Source organism: Amphritea sp. HPY (assembly GCF_050870985.1).
Taxonomy (GTDB): domain Bacteria; phylum Pseudomonadota; class Gammaproteobacteria; order Pseudomonadales; family Balneatricaceae; genus Amphritea.
This window is the reverse complement of sequence record NZ_CP194015.1, coordinates 1794564-1813776: the sequence shown is the minus strand read 5'-3', so window position 1 is coordinate 1813776 and position 19213 is coordinate 1794564. Positions and strand designations below refer to the sequence as shown.

Here is a 19213-nt window from a genome sequence, read left to right as displayed (position 1 = left end):
TCCTATTAAGGGCTGCGCTTGTCTACCATATCAGTGCGAAAACAGCGCCATATCCTGTGGCAACCAGTTTCTCGCTAATAGGCCCTATTAAGGGCTGCGCTTGTCTACCATATCAGTGCGAAACAGTGCCATATCCTGTGGCAACCAGTTTCTCGCTAATAGGCCCTATTAAGGGCTGCGCTTGTCTACCATATCAGTGCGAAACAGTGCCATATCCTGTGGCAACCAGTTTCTCGCTAATAGGCCCTATTAAGGGTTGCGCTTGTCTACCATATAAGTGCCATATCCTGTGGCAACCAGCTTATCGCCAACGTGCACATCTGTACGCATCTTAACGCGACGGCGGCGCTCATCGATCTCTTCGATTGTGCCTGTTGCTTTTGCCGTATCACCAATATGAACCGGTGCTTTGAACTTGATCTGCTGATCGATATAGATCGCGCCAGGACCAGGCATGCGTGTACCGGCGACAGTTGAGATCAGAGCAGCACAAAACATACCGTGCACGATACGCTGCTTGAAAGGTGTGGTCGCTGCGTATTCGCTGTTGATGTGGATTGGATTGTTGTCGCCGGAGATACCGGCAAACATATACACATCGGACTCAGAAATTGTTTTGGCGTATGAGGCCGTCATACCGACTTCAAGATCTTCAAGGTAGTAGCCGTGCAGTTCTTCCATTTGATGATTCCTCTAATCAGGGTTTTTGCGTATTGCTAGGCCGAAAGTAGCAAATAGATGACCTAATTTGTTAGATTTTCTATGCTAGTATAGGTATAAACCCTAATACAAGTATATCGGCTGATCCTAGTCTGCAAGTGCAGTGACTCTATCTGAGTTGCTGCTGAGTTAAGCATAATTTTGTTGCAGTGCGAAGTATGAATAGTCGGTCGGTGTAACGCAATGCCCTTGATGGGTGTTTCAGTCCGGAAAACAGAGAGTGAAGGTAATCATGGCAGAATATAAAGCCCCCGTTAAAGAGATGAATTTTGTGCTTGAGCATATTGCCGATATGCCCGGACTGGCCCGGTTACCCGGTTTTGAGGATGCATCTTCCGATATGGTTGCCGCTATTCTCGATGAAGCTGGGCGGGTTGCCGGTGAGGTACTGTCACCACTGAACGTAGTCGGTGATCAGACCGGCGTTCAACTACAGGGGAGTGAGGTGCCGACTCCGGCAGGCTTTAAAGAGGCGTATCAGGCTTTTGCCGAGGGTGGCTGGGGGTCCCTGCAGTTTGATCCTGAGTATGGTGGTCAGGGTTTGCCGTACTCACTTTCTATTCCGGTGATGGAGATGTGGCAGTCGGCTAACATGTCGTGGGGGCTGTGTCCGTTGCTTTCGCAGGGGGCAGTTGAAGCGGTCGATGCCAGTGCCAGTAATCTTTTAAAGCAGGTTTATCTCCCTAACATGATTAGCGGAGAGTGGACCGGGACTATGAATCTTACAGAGCCTAATGCGGGGTCTGACCTGTCTGTAGTGCGCAGTAAGGCGCAGCCTGCCGGTGACCATTACCTGATTAAAGGTCAGAAGATATTCATCACCTGGGGTGAGCATGATATGGCCGACAATATCATCCATCTTGTATTGGCTCGCTTGCCTGATGCTGAGCCGGGCGTGAGGGGAATCTCATTGTTTCTGGTGCCAAAATTTCTGGTTAATGATGACGGTTCGCTTGGCGAGCGTAATGATTACGCTGCGGTGTCTTTAGAACATAAGCTGGGTATCCATGCCAGCCCGACCTGTGTCATGTCGTTCGGTGATAATGCCGGCGCTGTAGGTTATCTTATCGGCGAGGAAGGTAAAGGGCTTGCCTGCATGTTCAAGATGATGAACAACGCCCGTCTGGCTGTCGGCTTGCAGGGTGTGGCGATATCTGAGCGGGCTTATCAGCACGCGCTTGAGTACGCTGCTGATCGTACTCAGGGACGGGCGGTTGGTTTTGATGAGGCTGGCGCTATTTTACGTCATGCCGATGTGCGTCGCATGTTACTTACCATGAAAGTTTTAACCGAAGCGGGGCGGTCAATTACCTATGACGCTTGTGCCAGTCTCGACCGCGCGCATCGTAGTTCAGATGCATCGTTCAGAAAAGATCAGGCGGCACGGGCTGCGTTGCTGACGCCTATCGTTAAAGGTTGGTGTACTGAGGTATCTCAGGAAGTCACTTCGCTCGGTGTTCAGGTTCATGGTGGCATGGGATTCATTGAAGAGACCGGTGCCGCGCAGCATTTCCGTGATGCCCGTATCTTGCCTATCTATGAAGGCACCAATGGTATTCAGGCGCTGGATCTGGTCGGACGAAAAACCTTGTTCGACAATGGTGAGGCGTTAACTACGTTACTTGGGGAGATGCGGCAGGTTGTTTCTGAAGCGTTAAATTCAACACCGCACAAGAAGGACGGTGAGCGCCTGGCTGAAGCGCTGGATGCGCTTGAAATTGCCCGTGATCAGTTGCTGGCCAGTAAACAGCAGCCGCAATTTGCCGCGACTGTAGCATATAACTTTCTGATGCTTAGTGGTTTTGCCTGCGGTGCCTGGCAGCTTTTACGTCAGTCGCTTAAAGCGCAGCAGTTGTTGCAGGATGGTGCTGTCGATACCCTGCTCTTAACTGCGAAGCAGCAGTCGGCGACTTTCTATATCAGCCAGATCCTACCGCGTTATCGTGGTTATGCTCAGATGATCGCAGACGGTAGTGAGCCGGTGATGGCTATGTCGGATGATGCATTAGCCGCTGCGTTTAGTTAACTCGTTTCAAAGCTGTGATGATTACCTACATGCCCTGGTGCCGGGTGTGTAGATGTCGGTGTTTATTGGCTCAATCTGCGTATTACTATTCAGTTAGCGCTTGATGTTTTCTTGTCTGATAGCGACAATGCCCGCTTCTGTTATTGAGAGCTGGTTATGATTACTAAAATTCTGATTACCTTGCTGGTCATAGCCGGTTGCTATCTGTATCTCAAGCGCCGCAATCAGGTTGCGCGTCAACCCGTTCGCCGGCCTGCTGTTGATAGCTCGTCTGAAGCGTTACCAATGAAGCTTATCGCGACGATCCTGTTAACCGTTTCTGTCCTGGGTAGTGCCTCATATCTTGGCTACCAATGGTATGACAGTCACACTTTGTTGGAGGTGCGGATAGTCACTCCAGGTAGTTCTGCGGAAGTTGTATATCAGGTGTATAAAGCGGATCTTGGTGATCGTAGCTTTACCACTGTCGATGGTCAGACCGTGCGTATTGCGGCTAACGAGCGGCTCGAAATCAGTCGTCTGCAACAATAAGTTTCTCTTTATATGGTTAGACTGGTTATTGTCATAGGGTAAGCAAGTCAGACTTGCCGGCCTTATTTTCGCTGTATTTATCTATATGGCAGTTGTCAGCTTTATCTCTTTGTTCTATATCTTATAAACCATTTCTTACTGATTAGTTTGTTATTGCTGCTGCAGCAATATCAAGCTGATCGTTTTGCTTTACAGGGATCGACTATGTACCAAGGTACAAGTATCTACAGTCATAAAACAAAACCGTCGCTGTTTACTAGTGACGGGCCTGCTAAAGAGTTAGCCCGTGCCAGTTATCAGTTGCCATTGTGCTGGTTGTTGATGTTTCGTGAACAGGATCTGCAGTTACAGCAGGTTTATAGCAGCGAAGGGGAAAAAACCTGTGAATACCGAACCCTTATCTGTACCAAAGATGAGGCGCTGCAGCGTTATGATCTGGCTGCAGAACGCTTCAAGAGCCTGCTGAGCAATCGTAGTGGTACTTACTTCGACTATTGGCGCCAGTATATTGTGAATGACGCGGATAATTACCTGCACCTGGATGCGACGGCGTTGTGGATGGTCGGTGATGAGCAGGCCTATCTGGATAATCTGAAGTTATCACTGAGCGGTGTTGACTGGGTCCTTTCAGGTCAGTGCCGCTGGCGTCGTAGTCGGCTTGAAGCCTTGCCGTTGATAGGCCGGGCTTTTGATCCGATTACTCAGGTATTGCGTCATCAGGGGGTGAACCATCTTTTGGTGCAGAGTGGTATTCTTGGTGTCGATGGCGATATATATATCGATAAAGCGGTACTGCAGGGTGATATATAAGCTATTACTGATTTAATGGGCCTGTATCTGTATAGTGGGCGATTCTGCTTTCGCTGTTACGGAAAACTTTATGAATCGCAACGTTGTTCTGCTGTCACTTTGTCAGGCATTACTGACCACTGGTAATGTACTGCTTATCTCAGTCAACGCGCTTATCGGGCAACAGTTGGCGCCGTCAGTTTCTCTGATCACTCTACCGGTCGCCTTACAGTTTGTTGGGCTTATGACGGCAACAATACCTGCGTCTCTGATTATGGTTCGGATTGGCCGTAAGAACGGTTTTTATCTGGGTAACTGTATCGGTATCTTAGGTGCCGCCTGCTGCATCCTGGCCCTCAGTGGGCAGCAGTTCTATCTTTTCTGTGTTGGCACTTTCCTGCTCGGTATCGGTATCGGTTTTGGTACTTTGTACCGCTTCGCTGCCGTTGAGGCTTGTCCGGATAATCAAAAAAGCAAAGCGATATCGCTGGTCATGGCCGGCGGTGTGATCGCTGCTGTTGTCGGCCCCAATCTGGCTGTCAGTAGTCGCCAATGGTTTGACGATGGTGTGTTTACCGGAGCTTTCATCGGTTTATTGGTGCTTTATAGTCTGGCACTGTTACTGCTTTCATTTATAAAAATTACCGGCAATGAGCCTGGAGAAATAACAGCGCGGGCCAGGTCGCTATCAGAAATACTCGCGCAGCCTGTGTTTATAGTTGCGGCGATCGTTGGCATGGTCAGCTATGCCGTAATGAATCTGATTATGACTGTTACACCGGTGGCGATGGCGCGTTGTGGTTTTGAATTCAGTGATGCAGCCTGGGTTATTGAGTGGCACGTGCTGGGCATGTTTCTGCCATCATTTATTACGCCAAGACTGATCGCACGATTCGGCCTGATGAATATGATGATAATGGGGGCTTTGTTGATGCTGGCCTGTATTGCCATCAATCTGCATGGTCAAAGTGAGTGGCATTTCTGGGCCGCATTGGCATTGTTAGGGGGCGGCTGGAACTTTATGTTTATCAGTGCCACACAGATGGTCACCAGTGCATATCTTCCCGCTGAAAAGGCAAAGAGTCAGGCGGCTAATGAGTTTCTGGTATTTGGCATGGTTACCTTATCGGCATTTGGTTCAGGCTGGTTGGAATCCACTTTAGGTTGGCAGGTACTGAACAGTCTCATGATTCCGGTGTTGTTATGGACAGTGTTGGTCGTAGTGTTTTATCGCACTAAAGTGAATGCGCATCTGGCGCTGGCTAATGCCGGATAAAAAAGGCCACTGGTTTTAAGGTGAACGCTGCTCGTGGTGTTTTTTTCATCTGAAGGTGAATGCATATCTGCTTTGGTTTATTGCAGACAAAAAAAGGCCACAGAGTGGGGCTCTGTGGCCTAAGCATGTTGATGAAACATAATGCTGGGGATTACCATCCCTGTGATGGTGATGATGCATGGACAACCATCGCATGGACTACCATCTTTCATTCTCGTGAGCGGTTTAAGGGTTGGACAAACCCTGCGCTCAAACGAACTCTGTAACAGGGAACTTCAGTATTGGTCGCAATCTTTAATCCGTCAAGAAAATAAAAAAAATATTTTTTAAGGTCAGTCTTGCTGAATTATCAACCAGTTATACGATAAAGAAATTGAACATACGCTGATCTATATCAAGAAAGTCTGAGGCGGTTTGATTTCTATCGCAACCCACTGAACTGGTGACCTTAGCGCCCTGGCAACAGTGTAAATATTGGACTTTTACCATATATTGGGGCTTAAGCTTCAGGTTGTAGCGCTTTGTTTTTTAGTGCTCTGTTGCTGCTTTGAACAGTAAGAGGAATATATGGCTATATTTGGTTTGAAACAGCGTTTTCTGATGTTGATCGTGATCGTATTGATCGCTTTTGCAGCGGTGTTCAGTTTGCAGGTGTTCATGCTGGATAAGCAGAAGAACAGTTGGCAGGAGTTAAAAAATCAGGCCATGGCGCGGCAGGAGCTGCTGCTACGGATGCGCTCCGAATTTGGCTACGGCGCTTTAATCCATAATTTTAAGAATTATGTGTTGCGTGGTGATGAAAAATATCGGCTGCGGGTCGTAAATAATCATCTGAATTTGTCGAGTATCGTCAATAATTATAGTCAGTTAGGTAACCTGACAGTAGGTGAACAGCAAGCCCTGGAATCTATTCTCCAGGTGGCCGACCAGTACCTGAAAACTACAGTTATGGTCAGGAAAATGATCGATCAGGGAGAGAGTGTTGGTCAGATCGACAGTGTAGTTAAAATTTCAGATTCCCCTGCAATTGAAGGCTTTATTGCGTTGGGGGATCGTTATCAGGAGCTGACCGTTCTTTATACTCATCGCTTTGAACAGGAATCAGGCAGTGTGGCACAGTACAGCATATTGATCCTGGTTGTTGCTTTGCTGGTGATCCTTGTCTCAGCACTGGCGTTGTATCGATATGTGGTCAGGCGGATCGGTTTGCTGCAACAGGCGGTGCATAATATTGCCTGTGGTGAGGGCGACCTGAGCAGTAAGGTAGAGGTCGAGGGCAGCGATGAATTTGCCCAGGTGGCGCAGGAATTCAATATCTTTATCGATCAGATGCGCAAACTGGTGATGACCGTACGGAGCCTTTCCGGTGATATTTCAGTCTCACTGAAACAGATCCATCAGAATGCTGAAGGAAATGCTGCGCGTTCTTCCCGGCAGAAAGATGAAACAGAAAGTCTGGCGGCGGCAGTCGAGGAGATGGCCAACACAGCTCACATGGTTGCTGATAATACAAATACTGCAGTTAATGCTGTCGACCATGCCCAGCGCGAGTTCGATAGCGGTGTGCAGTCGTTATCCCATTCAGTCGAAAGCATGGTAGAACTGGCCAGCGATGTGCGTAATGCATCGGACGTTATCGATCATCTGAAGCAGCGCTCAGACGATATCGGCGAGATTGTAACGGTAATCGGTGGCATCGCAGAGCAGACTAATCTGCTGGCTTTGAACGCTGCGATCGAGGCTGCCCGGGCGGGTGACCAGGGGCGGGGCTTTGCCGTCGTTGCTGATGAAGTACGCACCCTGGCTGGACGTACCCAACAGAGTACCGAACAGATACGCAGCATGATCTCAGAGCTGCAGGACGGTACGGCAAAAGCGGTAAGTGTTATGGATAACAGTGAGGCGCGTAGTGAAAGCTCGGTGGCGCTGGTCAAGAAAGCGGAGCATTCCTTGCAAGAGATTTCAGCAGAAATAAATCGTATTTCGGAACTTAACTTCAGCATATCAAGCGCTTCTGATCAGCAGTCAACAGTTACCGATGAACTGAACAGTAATATTCATAGTATTTTTCAGCTGTCTGAAGATACTGCCTTGGCGGTGGCAACAAACAAAGCGGCAATCGCTGAGATGAAACTGCAGAGTAAAAACCTGGATTCGGTTGTGCAACGGTTCAAGTTGTAGTGCAATAGGCGGCTCCGTTTCAAAACGACTATCTAAGCGAATTAACAGAAGAGAGTTATGAAAAGCTATCTATTTACAACAGAGACCGATCGCGGTGGCGTTATGCTGTGCGATATTGATGATTTTGATACCGCAGTAGAGTATCTCTGTGAACGTTTTGATGGCGTGGTTAAAGTTGAGTCCGGCGAAGAGTTTTGGCAGCTGCCGGTATCTATAGCTACAGATGGTGAGGTTAGTTCACAACCTGAACAATCCGATCCGCAGCCGGCGATTGAAAATGATCTGTTTGGTTGAAGGGGCTGTTCGACTCAGTCAGACTGAATAATGATAGAACAGCTAAAGCGTACTCAGGTGTGATGCGATTGTTACTCTGAGGGGTATAACCGGCCACGGAAAGTAGCGCCTCAATGTTTCAGATATATCATTCAAATAAGCTCGACATGCTCAAAGACCTGCTGGTTGAAATGGTCCGCAGGGAACCGCTGGATGATCCATTTGCGGTCGAAACTATTCTGGTCCAGAGCCCCGGCATGGCGCAGTGGCTTAAGCTGGAGCTGGCGGAAAAGCTGGATATAGCCGCAAATATAGACTTTCCCTTACCGGCCACCTTCCTGTGGAATAGCTTTTCCTCCGTACTGCCAGATGTGCCAAAGCGTTCCGCATTTAATAAAGACGCCATGACCTGGAGTCTGATGGAACTGCTCCCTGAACAGTTGCACAGACCCGAATTCAGCGCCCTGAATCGCTATCTTAGCGATGACCTGCAGCAGTTCAAGCTGTATCAGTTATGCAGCAAGGTCGCTGATATCTTCGACCAATACCTGGTTTACCGGCCGGATTGGGTGGCCAGCTGGGAGCAGGGCGATGATTGCCCGGATATCAGTCACAGCCAGCCCTGGCAGCCTATCTTATGGCGCTTACTTGTCCAGCGCAGCGCCGATCTTGGTTTGTCGCACTGGCACCGTGGCAATATGTTCAGCGGTTTTGTTTCAGCTTTGCGCCAGGGTGACTATGATCACAGTCGATTGCCGAAACGCCTGTTCGTGTTTGGTATTTCAGCATTGCCGCAAAACTTTATCGAATCGTTACAGGCGCTTGGCGAGTCGATCGATGTTCATCTGATGGTAACTAACCCCTGCCGTTATTTCTGGGGCGATATCGTCGATCCGAAGTACCTGGCGCGACTCAATCAGCGTTGGCTGGCGAAACCGGGGATGACCCGGGAAAATTACTATAGCCATGGCAATCCGCTACTCTCTTCTATGGGTAAGCTGGGCCGGGATTATCTGTATCAGTTGCAGGAGCTGGCGGTTCCTGAGATTGACCTGTTCGTAGAACCTGAGCAGCAATCGCTGTTGCATCGCCTGCAGCGGGATATCCTTGAGTTAAGTGATCCTGCCGCAGAGCGTGTACTGGAGCAAGATGAGAAGGTTGTGCTGGCGGACTCTGACGGTTCTTTGCAGTTACATAGTTGTCACAGCCCGTTGCGGGAAGTTGAAGTACTTTATGATCAGCTGCTGGCGTTGCTGGACAATGATCCGGCGCTGAATCCGCGGGATATAATCGTGATGATGCCGGACGTTGCCGGTTACGCCCCTTATATTGAAGCGGTATTTGGTAATGCGCCACGCGAGCGGTATCTGCCGTTCTCAATCTCTGACCGGACCCTGCAGCAGGAAAGCCCCTTATTGATGAGTTTTCTGAAGTTACTGGTGTTACCCCAAAGCAGGGTCAGTGTGTCTGAAGTACTCGATATTCTGGAAGTGCCTGCCGTGTTGCGGCGCTTCGAGTTGGATCGGGATAGCTTTGACCGGATCCGACGCTGGATTGAGCAGTCGCAAATTCGCTGGGGGCTCGACGAGCAACAGCGTACCGCTATGGGGCTACCCGGATTTGATCAGAATAGCTGGCAGTTTGGCCTGAAGCGGATGCTGGCCGGCTATGCCATGGGCAGTACCCAACAGCTCTGGCAGGGCATCGAGCCATACAGTGAGATCGAAGGCCTGGAAGCAGGTGATGTTGGTCAGCTGGCTGAGTTTATCGAACTGCTCGATTATTGTTTCAGCAGCCTGTCTGAGACCCGTCCGGTCGAGCAATGGGTTGGCCTGCTGAATGATATTCTGCAGCGGGCGTACCTGCCTGACGAGCAGGATGAGGTCGTGCTTAGTCAGATCCGCAAGACGCTTGAGCAGTTGCAACAGCAGCTGCATGAGAGTCAGCATCACAGTGATCTGAGTGCGCCGATCGTACAGGATTATCTGCAAAATCAGTTGGGTGATTCGCGCAGCAGTCAAAGGTTTATGGTGGGTGCAGTGAATTTCTGTACCTTGATGCCGATGCGTTCGATTCCGTTTAAGGTGGTCTGTTTGCTGGGTATGAATGATGGGGTTTATCCGCGTTCAATACCGGCCATGGGCTTTGATCTGATGGCGGAAAATCCCCTCCGCGGCGATCGTTCCCGGCGCGATGATGACCGTTATCTGTTCCTTGAGGCACTGTTATCGGCACGGGATCGTTTCTATATCAGTTTTATCGGCCGCAATGTCCAGGATAACAGCGCTAAGGTACCTTCTGTGTTGGTCAGTGAGCTATTGGAGTACTGCCAGCAGAATTACCGTTTTAATGAGCGGGCGCTGTTAGCGGGGCTAACAACTGAGCATCCGTTGCAGCCATTCAGCGCCGCTTACTTCGTGCCTGAGGGGGCGGGTAAGTTGTTCAGTTACGCGGCCGAGTGGCTGCCGCTGTTATGTCGTCAGCCGTACAGCGAAAGCTCTTTTCTGCAGGCACCGCTGGCGGCAGAGCCGCTACCGCAACTGGAGCTGGCTGAACTGCTGGCATTTGCCCGCAATCCGGTAAAGCATTTTTTCCAGCGCCGGCTGAAAGTCTATTTCAGTGATTACAGCATTGAGAGCCAGGATGAAGAGCCATTTGAGCTGGATGGCCTGGAGCAGTACCAGCTGAAGCAACAACTGCTGACGGCCGCCCTGAAGGGGGAATCCCTGACCGAGACGCTGCAGCGGGTGCAGGCTTCCGGTTTGCTGCCGGTCGGTCTGGCCGGCGATTTTCAGACCCGTAAGCTGGCCCGCGATTGCCTTGAATTGGCGGAGAAAATGACCCCGTATATTAGCCAGGAACAGGCCCGTATAGAGTGTCGGCTAAGGTTTGGCGAAACTGAACTGTGCGGTTGGATCAATGGTATTCAGGATCAGGGTCTGCTGCGCTATCGTCCGGCCAATACCAAGGGGCGGGACCTGATGCTGCTCTGGCTTGAACATCTGGTTCTGCACGCCATGGGTGAGTCTGGCATTTCACAGTTCTTTGGTTTGAATGGCCGTTTCTGGTTTAAACCGGTGGCTCAGCTGGATGCTATGGATTACCTGCAGCAATGGCTGGATTGCTACCGCCTGGGATTGCGCGAACCTCTGCCGATGCCTGCCGACAGTGCCTGGGTATTGGTCAGTGAAGCCCGGGAAAAGGGTCAGGAGTATGGCCTGGAAAAAGCGCGCAGCTGTTTTAATCACGATCGCTTCAGTCCGGGTGAAGCCAACGATCTGTATATCAGTCGGGTGTTTCCCGAATTTGCATCCCTTGGCCCCCGTTTCGAAGGCCTGGCCGAACAGCTTTATCAGCCGTTGCTGAGTTATCTTGAAATGTCTAATGAGCGGGAGGCTACCGATGACTGATATTGCAGTACAGCCTCAGCTGCTCGACCCGATCAGTTTCCCGTTGCACGGCAGCCGCCTGATCGAGGCGAGTGCCGGTACCGGAAAAACCTACACCATCGCGGCGCTCTATCTGCGCTTGTTGTTGGCCCATGGTAATGATGGCAGCGCCCGTAAAGAAGCGCTTAACGTCGATCAGATACTGGTAGTGACGTTTACCGAAGCAGCTACCGAAGAGCTGCGTGACCGGGTTCGGGCGCGAATTCAGGAAGCGTATGCAGTGTTTCGTGGGCAGCCAACATCCGACCCTTTTCTGCTGCAGCTGGTTGCCGAGACCGAAAACCATATGTCCGCCGCACGACTGCTTGAGCTGGCAGCGCGGCAGATGGATGAAGCGGCGATCTTTACTATCCACGGTTTCTGTCAGCGAATGCTCAAGCAACATGCGTTTGAAAGTGGCAGCCTGTTTGAAACCGAATTGATTACCGATGATTCCGGTTTGTTGCGACAGGCGCTGCTGGATACCTGGCGCGGGATGATCTACAACCTGCCGGAAGATCTGGCTGAAGCGGTATTAAATCTGTGGCCGTCGCCGAATCGTTTGTTAACTGAGTTGCGGCCGCTACTGGGTAAGCCCGAACTACAACTGCAGCCTCAGGTTGTTACGGATAACCTGCTTGAGCAGTGGCAGCAAAGTCAGCAATGGTTGCAGCAGTTTCGTCAGCAGTGGCTGCTGGATGAAACAGATCTGGTCGAGCTGATCCAGAACTCCGGAGTCAATAAAAACAGTTACCGAAAAGCCTCGGTGCCTAAGCATATCGCGGCAATTCAGCGTTATGCTGCCGGTGAATCAAAGTCTCAGCCAGAAGCTGAGATTGAACGGTTCCGGCAGTCGGTTCTGGTGCAAAAAACACCGGCTGGGAAACAGATACCGGAGCATCCGCTATTTGAACTGTGTGATCGCTATTTCGAGCAACGTCTGCCGCTGCGTGAGTTGATCATAACTCTTGCTTTAGGGCAGGTCAGAAGTCGCTTTGCAGAGCTTAAACAGGGTTTGAGGCAGTTAAGTTTTGATGACCTGCTGAGTCAGCTCGATGACGCCCTGCAAGGCGACCTCAGTGTGCGGCTGAGTCAGGCTGTCAGCGGCCAGTTTCCGGTGGCCCTGATCGACGAGTTTCAGGATACAGACCCATTGCAGTACCGGATCTTCAGTGCCTTATACGACGGCGATCCTGAGCTTGGACTGTTTATGATCGGAGACCCTAAGCAGGCGATCTATGGTTTTCGAGGCGCCGACATATTTACCTATATCAGCGCCCGTCGCGCGGTGACCAGCCACTATACTCTGGCGACTAACTGGCGTTCATCCAGCGCCATGATTGGCGCGGTCAATGCCCTGTTTGATAATGCCGACCGACCGTTTATCTACGATGATGATATTCCGTTTTTGCCGGTGCAGGCCGCCGATAAAGCCGACAAAAGCCCTTTGCGAATCAATAACAAAACCGTTGCCGCGCTGAATATCTGGTACCAGGGTAATGAACTCTGTAGTAAACAGGAGTACCTGCAGACATTTGCAGAGGCCTGTGCAGTGCAGATCGCCACGCAGCTTGATCAGGCCGCCGAAGGGCTGGTGCGGATCGGTGAGCAGCCATTGCAGGCGGGTGACATAGCGATACTGGTGCGCGATCGGGGAGAGGCCAATGCGGTGCGCAGTGCGCTGGCAGACAAGCAGATCGCCAGTGTCTATCTGAGTAGCCGGGAGAGCGTTTTCGATACCCGGGAAGCGTCTGATCTTAATCTGATTCTACAGGCGGTAGACGAGCCCCAGGATGAACGCCGTTTGCGCGCAGCGCTGGCGACCGGTTTGTTGGATTACCCTGCGACGTTCCTCGATCAGTTGAATCAGGATGAAGTGCTGTGGGAATCGTTAGTTGCCGAATTCAGCGATTATCGTGAGTGTTGGCTGAAGCTTGGCGTTCAGCCTATGCTGCGGCGCCTGATGCAGCAGCGCAAGCTGGCTGAGAAACTGTTGAATGCTGAGCAGGGCGAACGTCGCCTGACGGATCTGCTACATCTGGCTGAGATCCTGCAGAAGGCGAGTCTGGAGCAGGAAAGCGTTGCCGCTTTGTTGCGTTGGTACAGCGAGCAGCTGTCACAGCCTAACGGCGACAGTGACGAGCAACGCCTGCGCCTGGAAAGTGATAGTCAGCTGGTGACAGTGATTACCATCCATAAGAGTAAGGGGTTGGAATATCCGCTGGTGTACCTGCCGTTTGCCAATAGTTTCCGTAAAGCGGATACCACTTTGCATCATGCTGACGGCGCGCTCTGTTTTGACCTGGATAAAGGTAACAAAGAGGCGTTGGCGCTAGCGGACGGTGAGCGCCTGGCAGAAGACCTGCGGTTACTCTATGTTGCTCTGACCCGTTCAGTACACGCCTGCTATCTGGGCTTGGCGAATATTCCCGATGGTCGTGCGTACAAGAAAAGCGGCTTGCATCGTTCAGCCCTTGGCTATCTATTACTTAATGGTGCGGCGGATTGCTCAGGTCTGGAAGAGGGATTGAAGAGTTTGCAGCAAAATGGTTGTTCTGTCGCTGTAGAGCCGCCGCCTCAGGGGAATACACAACGGGGACTATTTGACCTGCCTGAGGTCGCACAGCCGGATTACCAGGCCGCTACTTTTCAGCGACAGTTACGACGGGATTGGCGTATGTCCAGTTATTCAGCGCTGGCCAGTCATGCCAGTCATTACGTGCCGCCGTTACCCGGGCTCGATCTGGAAGTGGTCGATGAGGCGGCAGAAACTGAATTGTCAGCAGAGCAACTCGATCTGACGCCGCAACAGGATATTTTCAGCTTTCCCAAGGGCGCTCAGGCAGGCACCTTTCTACATGAGCTGTTCGAACTCCTGGACTTCACCGATTGTCAGCCGGATGCGCTGGACAGTCTGCTCCGGGAGCGTTGTCAGCTGGCGGGTTACGATGAATCATGGATTCCGGTACTGCAGCAGCTGATCGATGATGTGCTGCGCTGTCCGTTAAACCAGAGCGGCTTATCACTGTCCCGCATCGGTAATAGTCAGAAGTTGGTGGAAATGGAATTTATGCTGCCTTCCAAAGGCTTAAATGCCCCCGCCCTGACGCGTTTAACCCGCCAGTACGATCCTTTAAGTCAGACTGCAAGTGAGCTCGATTTTGAGCCCCTTAAAGGTATGCTCAAAGGTTTTATCGACCTGATCTTTGAATATCAGGGGCGTTATTATGTGCTGGATTACAAATCCAACCATCTGGGCGACGATACGGCACTTTATCAGCCTGATAATCTGGCGCAGGCGATGCTTGAACACCGTTATGACCTGCAGTACCAGCTCTATAGCCTGGCGTTGCATCGCTTTCTCGCCAGTCGGATCAGAGACTATGATTACGAGCAACATTTTGGCGGGGTTTACTATCTGTTCCTGCGTGGTATGCGCGCATCAGAGCCGGATAACGGGGTGTTTTTCTGTCGCCCGTCGCAGGTGTTGGTAGAGGCTATGGATAATCTGTTCAAGGGGGACCTCTGATGGATACAGGTCAGCAATTGCAGCAGCGTAGTCAATTTCTTAGTCAGCTAAAGGCGATGAAGCTGATCCGGCCTCTGGATTACCAGTTTGCCAGGTTCATTGCGGGTCAGGAAGCCAGTGATGAAATTGATAGCACTGATAATTCGGTAGTGCCCTTGCTGGCAGCCCTGACCAGCTATCAGTTAAGTCGTGGCGAAGTCTGTCTGCCGCTGAATCAGTTAACCCAGGTGGTTGCCGACTGGCCGCAGCGATTACGCGATCACCTGCTTCAGTTATTACCGGAACAGTTGCTGGATGAGCAACGGTTAGTCAATAGCCGGACTATTTCAAGCGGCAGTGAGGAAGCGCCTCTGGTCATGAGCAGTGGGCGTTTGTACCTGTATCGCTACTGGCGCTATGAGCATTTTGTGGCTGATACCATCAAGCATCTTGCTAAGCCCCGGCAACTTAATATTGACAGCGTCAGGCAGCAGCTTGGTCAGTTGTTTCCCGAAGCCGATAAAGCAGAAAATCAGGAGACCGACTGGCAGAAAGTCGCAGTGGCGGTCGCCCTGAGCAGGCGCTTCAGCGTCATCAGCGGTGGACCGGGTACCGGCAAGACCACCACCGTAACCCGTCTGCTCGGGCTTTATGTGCAGCAGGCGATGGCGAGCGGTAAGGTGCCGCTGATCTGCCTTGCCGCACCCACCGGTAAAGCAGCGGCGCGGTTGAGTGAGTCGATCGGCTCTGCGAAAGCCCGCTTGCCTCTGACGACAGATATTATTGAGCAGATACCTGATCATGCAACGACACTGCACCGGTTGCTGGGTCCAGTCCCTAACAGCAGGCAGTTTAAGCATCAACGGGATAACCCGTTACATCTGGACCTGCTGGTGGTGGATGAGGCATCGATGATTGATCTGCCGATGATGGCGCGGTTGTTGGATGCGTTACCGGAACATGCCAGTGTTATCTTCATCGGGGATAAGGATCAGTTGGCTTCAGTCGAGGCGGGCAGTGTACTCGGCGATATCTGTGCCTGGGATTTTGTCGCCGGGGACGGTGAGCTGCGGTATCAGCAACAGCAGGCTGATTACCTGGCAGCCGTTTGTCAGATCAAACCCGGTGAGGTTGCTGGTGGATGCTCTGCTATGGCAGATTCCCTGGCGCTGCTGCGTAAGAGTTACAGGTTCAGAGCCGACAGTGGTATCGGACGCCTCGCCGGGCTGATTAATAGCGGCCAGGCTAAAGCTGTCCCGGATCTGTTTCGGCAATCCTTTGATGATATCCGGCTGGAGCCTTTGACCGCCGATAGCTATGGGCAGCTGATCCGGGATACAGCAGTGGGTTATCGTGATTATCTGAGTCTTGTGAATAGCACAGCTGAGCCTGAGCAAGTGTTGCAGGCATTTAACCGCTCACAGTTGCTGGCCATGGTCCGGCAGGGGCCGTATGGCGTTGAAGGGTTAAATCAGGCGGTTGAGCAACGCCTGAGTGGTGAGGGCTTGATTCTCAAGCAGGGGGGCTGGTATTCAGGTCGACCTATCATGATCAGCCGAAATGATTATCAGCTGGGTCTGTATAACGGTGATATCGGAATTGCGATAGCGGATCAGAGCGGCGAGTTGCGGGTCTGGTTTGAGCAACCCGATGGCAGTGCCAGGGGTATTCTGCCGAGTCGCTTACCGGAGCATGAAACGGTCTATGCAATGACGGTGCATAAGAGTCAGGGCTCTGAGTTTGAGCAGGTGATTATGTTGTTACCGCCGGAGCATAATCCGCTGCTGACCCGGGAGTTGATCTATACCGGAGTCACCCGGGCGAAGCAGAATTTCATCCTGTATACGACAACCAGTGCGCTGCAGCAGGCGGTGGCTAAGCGAACCGAGCGGGCCAGCGGACTGGCGCAGTGGCTTTGGTGAGTCTTTAGCCGTTGCATAAGCATTAAAAAGCCCCTCAGTTGAGGGGCTTTTTGCTGGAGTGTGTTGCAGGGAATCAGGAATAAAATTCGCTGTAGGGCTGCCGCAGTTACTCAGGAGAATGTTATCGGGCAGTTTTATACTGTACTTTCCTGCTCTTCAATAAAGGCAGAAAATTCAGTAAAGCCACCAATATGCTGCTGGCCGTGAAAGATCTGGGGTACGGTTGTAACCGGCTTACCGATGGTCTTTTCCAGGTCTTCTTTGCTGATGTTCTCTGCATGGATATCGATATAGCGGAAGTCCAGTTCTTTGATTTCGCAGAGCTGTTTTGCCCGGGTACAAAAACCACAGCCTGGCCGGCCAAATATAGTAATTCGTTGCATTTCATTATCTCCTGAACTTTGTTTGAATGTATTAAAACAGTATTAGCAGCAGGGTGCCAATTGCCTTTTTTTATATTTTAGATAGGCAGAGGTTATCGCCGCTGCAAACATAGTTTAGAATGATACCAAATTGACTGAAGCAGGTTATGTTGTGCCAGAAAATATTCCGATCCACCGGCTGAAAGATATGCCGGTTTTTGGTGGATTGCGTGAAGATATCGTTAAGCTGATATTGGAAGGAAGCCGCTATGTGATTAAGCAAGCCGGTGAGAGTTTCTTCGTTGAAGGTGAACGGGGCGATTCAGCTTTTGTCGTTGAAACAGGCAAGGCTGTTCTCTATAAGCAGGGAGAGTCCGGTACGCATTATCAGATAAGAACCTTCAGTCCCGGCGAATGTTTTGGTGCGATGGCCTTGTTAGGTGTCTATCCGCGCAGCGGTAATGTATGTGCGGTGGAAGAGTGTCGGGTGGTAGAGATCAAAGCCGATCAGTTATTTTCGGTTTATCAGGCCGATCCTGAACAATATACCCTGATCTTTATGAATATGGCGCGGGATCTCAGCAGGCGTCTTCGTGACACCGATGATCAGTTGGTTCTGCAGATGGAGCGGGATACTGAAGCCTCTTCCTGAAACTTACCCTATATAACAAGCTGTATTTAACAAAAAGGGCTGCCAGTAGGGCAGCCCTTTTTGTTATTTCAGAAATGGAATAACTTACCGGGTACCGTGGTTTACCAGGTGTCGCGACGTTTGCGGCGCTTCGGCAGGAAGGGAATCATCAGACCCAGAATCAGACCGCCGAATGCGACCAGGCCACCGTAGGTAAACCAACGCATCAGATTGCTTTCGTCCATGCCGTCGATGGATCGGTTAAGGGTCACAATCTGCTCTTCCAATGCGGCTATTTTCTGTGAATAGCCGCTGTTTTGCTGTTCCAGCCCGCCACTTTGTTGCTTCAGAGCCCTGATCTCTTCAGTCTGCTGTGTCAGCATTGCTTCACTGCTTTTCAGTTGTTCCTGTAAGCCGGGGAAGCGAACCGAAAGGGATGTACCCGCGGTAACATTATCTTCATGAATCCAGCCGGTACGGCCACTTGGGGTCTTGATCTGGACGTACTTAGTCGCAGTGTTTCGTTTCAGGATTGTGATCGCCGTGCCGCTACGGATTCGACCGGAGATTTTGTACTGATCACTTGGCCCACCATGATAAAAGGTATACACATCATCACTGATATAAGCGGGCGCTGCGAAGCTTGTAGTTGCGTAAGTTGAGAAAGTTACGACTATCGCGGCGAATACGAAAGTGTAGAAAGATCGTATCAGTCGGCTAGCAGAAGATGTGTCGGCGGTAGCGTTCGGCAAATGTTGAGGGTACATAGCGTTCCTGTTTCTATTGGTATGGGCATCTTTCCTCCCCCCCCCAAGGTAAGAAGGTAAAGCTGATCCAGAGTTGACCCAGGATGAGTCAAAAAGTTCAGCGGGAGTTTACGTTGAATATGTGCCGCAATAAAGGGGCATATGTCTGGAATCACATAAAAGAGTGGAAAAAACAGGTTTAAGCCATGCTATAATCCCGCCTCATTTTTTTGGAGGGCCTGTTGTGGCAATTATTCGTTGGCTGTTAGGACGCTTAATCCTGTTACTTAATGCAATTTTTCGGCCGCGGGCGATGCAACGCTCTGCTGAAGCGCAACAGGAACTCGATCAGCGTACCGCACATCTTGCTCTGTATCAGTACGAGGCGTGCCCGTTCTGCGTCAAAGTACGTCGCTCATTACGCCGTAATGGTCTGAATATTGAGATTCGCGATGCTAAGCGTAACGATCAGTTCAAACAAGAGTTACAAACCGGCGGCGGAAAACTAAAAGTACCTTGTTTGCGCATCGAGGATTCATCGGGCGAGCCTAGCTGGATGTACGAATCGTCGGATATCATCGCATATCTTGAGAAATCATATGTCAGCTCCTGAGCGGTGCTGACAGATTGACGGTAAGTGAACAATTAAGTTAACTGGCAAGTTAACGACAAGGCAGCTTTAGCTGCCTTTTTTGCGTCTGATTCGTAGCTAATTTGTTCATTGGCATTCTAATTACGACAGGGGGCAGTGGCATCGGGCCTCTGACTAGGGTATTGTTCTGGCTGTATAAATAAACAGTATTTAGCAGTTAACACACCG

At 50.9% G+C, this 19213-nt stretch carries 14 protein-coding genes; 11 read left to right on the top strand and 3 right to left on the bottom strand.

Annotated elements, in window-relative coordinates:
• Positions 1-249: 249 nt before the first annotated feature.
• Complete coding sequence (locus ACQUQM_RS08155) at positions 250-681, bottom strand: MaoC family dehydratase (RefSeq protein WP_432473990.1); 432 nt, start codon at positions 679-681, stop codon at positions 250-252.
• 271 nt (positions 682-952) lie between these two features.
• Between ACQUQM_RS08155 and ACQUQM_RS08150 the strand changes: the two genes are divergently transcribed.
• The 9 genes from ACQUQM_RS08150 (at position 953) to recD (ending at position 16654) form a co-directional block, all read left to right on the top strand.
• Entirely contained in the window at positions 953-2746 is a 1794-nt protein-coding gene (locus ACQUQM_RS08150; RefSeq protein ID WP_432473989.1) for an acyl-CoA dehydrogenase family protein, read from the top strand.
• A 156-nt stretch (positions 2747-2902) separates the two neighbouring features.
• A complete protein-coding gene (locus ACQUQM_RS08145) occupies positions 2903-3277 on the top strand; it encodes a hypothetical protein (RefSeq protein ID WP_432473988.1) in 375 nt (124 codons plus the stop codon).
• A 204-nt stretch (positions 3278-3481) separates the two neighbouring features.
• Positions 3482-4087 (top strand): hypothetical protein, encoded by a 606-nt coding sequence (locus tag ACQUQM_RS08140; protein ID WP_432473987.1) that lies wholly within the window; start codon positions 3482-3484, stop codon positions 4085-4087.
• A gap of 70 nt (positions 4088-4157) precedes the next feature.
• Positions 4158-5342, top strand: coding sequence for an MFS transporter (locus tag ACQUQM_RS08135; protein ID WP_432473986.1), 1185 nt, complete (start codon positions 4158-4160; stop codon positions 5340-5342).
• 567 nt (positions 5343-5909) lie between these two features.
• Positions 5910-7523: a methyl-accepting chemotaxis protein gene (locus tag ACQUQM_RS08130; RefSeq protein WP_432473985.1), complete on the top strand. Its 1614-nt coding sequence runs from the start codon at positions 5910-5912 to the stop codon at positions 7521-7523.
• Positions 7524-7580: 57 nt separating this feature from the next.
• Positions 7581-7817 (top strand): hypothetical protein, encoded by a 237-nt coding sequence (locus ACQUQM_RS08125; protein WP_432473984.1) that lies wholly within the window; start codon positions 7581-7583, stop codon positions 7815-7817.
• A 113-nt stretch (positions 7818-7930) separates the two neighbouring features.
• Positions 7931-11206: an exodeoxyribonuclease V subunit gamma gene (recC, locus tag ACQUQM_RS08120; RefSeq protein WP_432473983.1), complete on the top strand. Its 3276-nt coding sequence runs from the start codon at positions 7931-7933 to the stop codon at positions 11204-11206.
• A complete protein-coding gene (recB, locus tag ACQUQM_RS08115) occupies positions 11199-14753 on the top strand; it encodes an exodeoxyribonuclease V subunit beta (protein ID WP_432473982.1) in 3555 nt (1184 codons plus the stop codon). The genes recC and recB overlap by 8 nt, the downstream gene beginning before the upstream one ends.
• Complete coding sequence (gene recD / locus ACQUQM_RS08110; protein WP_432473981.1) at positions 14753-16654, top strand: exodeoxyribonuclease V subunit alpha; 1902 nt, start codon at positions 14753-14755, stop codon at positions 16652-16654. Before recB ends, recD begins: the two co-directional genes overlap by 1 nt.
• Positions 16655-16788: 134 nt before the next feature.
• On the opposite strand, the gene ACQUQM_RS08105 is transcribed toward recD, so the two are convergent.
• Positions 16789-17037: a GrxA family glutaredoxin gene (locus ACQUQM_RS08105; RefSeq protein ID WP_432473980.1), complete on the bottom strand. Its 249-nt coding sequence runs from the start codon at positions 17035-17037 to the stop codon at positions 16789-16791.
• 151 nt (positions 17038-17188) lie between these two features.
• Between ACQUQM_RS08105 and ACQUQM_RS08100 the strand changes: the two genes are divergently transcribed.
• Positions 17189-17668: a Crp/Fnr family transcriptional regulator gene (locus ACQUQM_RS08100; protein ID WP_432473979.1), complete on the top strand. Its 480-nt coding sequence runs from the start codon at positions 17189-17191 to the stop codon at positions 17666-17668.
• 101 nt (positions 17669-17769) lie between these two features.
• Here the strand turns inward: ACQUQM_RS08100 and ACQUQM_RS08095 are convergent, their stop codons facing one another.
• The gene (locus ACQUQM_RS08095; protein WP_432473978.1) at positions 17770-18414 is read right to left on the bottom strand and encodes a TIGR04211 family SH3 domain-containing protein; all 645 of its coding nucleotides are present in this window, start codon (positions 18412-18414) and stop codon (positions 17770-17772) included.
• Between the two features lie 223 nt (positions 18415-18637).
• Here ACQUQM_RS08095 and ACQUQM_RS08090 point away from each other — a divergent pair, with 223 nt between their 5' ends.
• Positions 18638-19006 (top strand): glutathione S-transferase N-terminal domain-containing protein, encoded by a 369-nt coding sequence (locus ACQUQM_RS08090; protein ID WP_432473977.1) that lies wholly within the window; start codon positions 18638-18640, stop codon positions 19004-19006.
• Positions 19007-19213 lie beyond the last annotated feature (207 nt).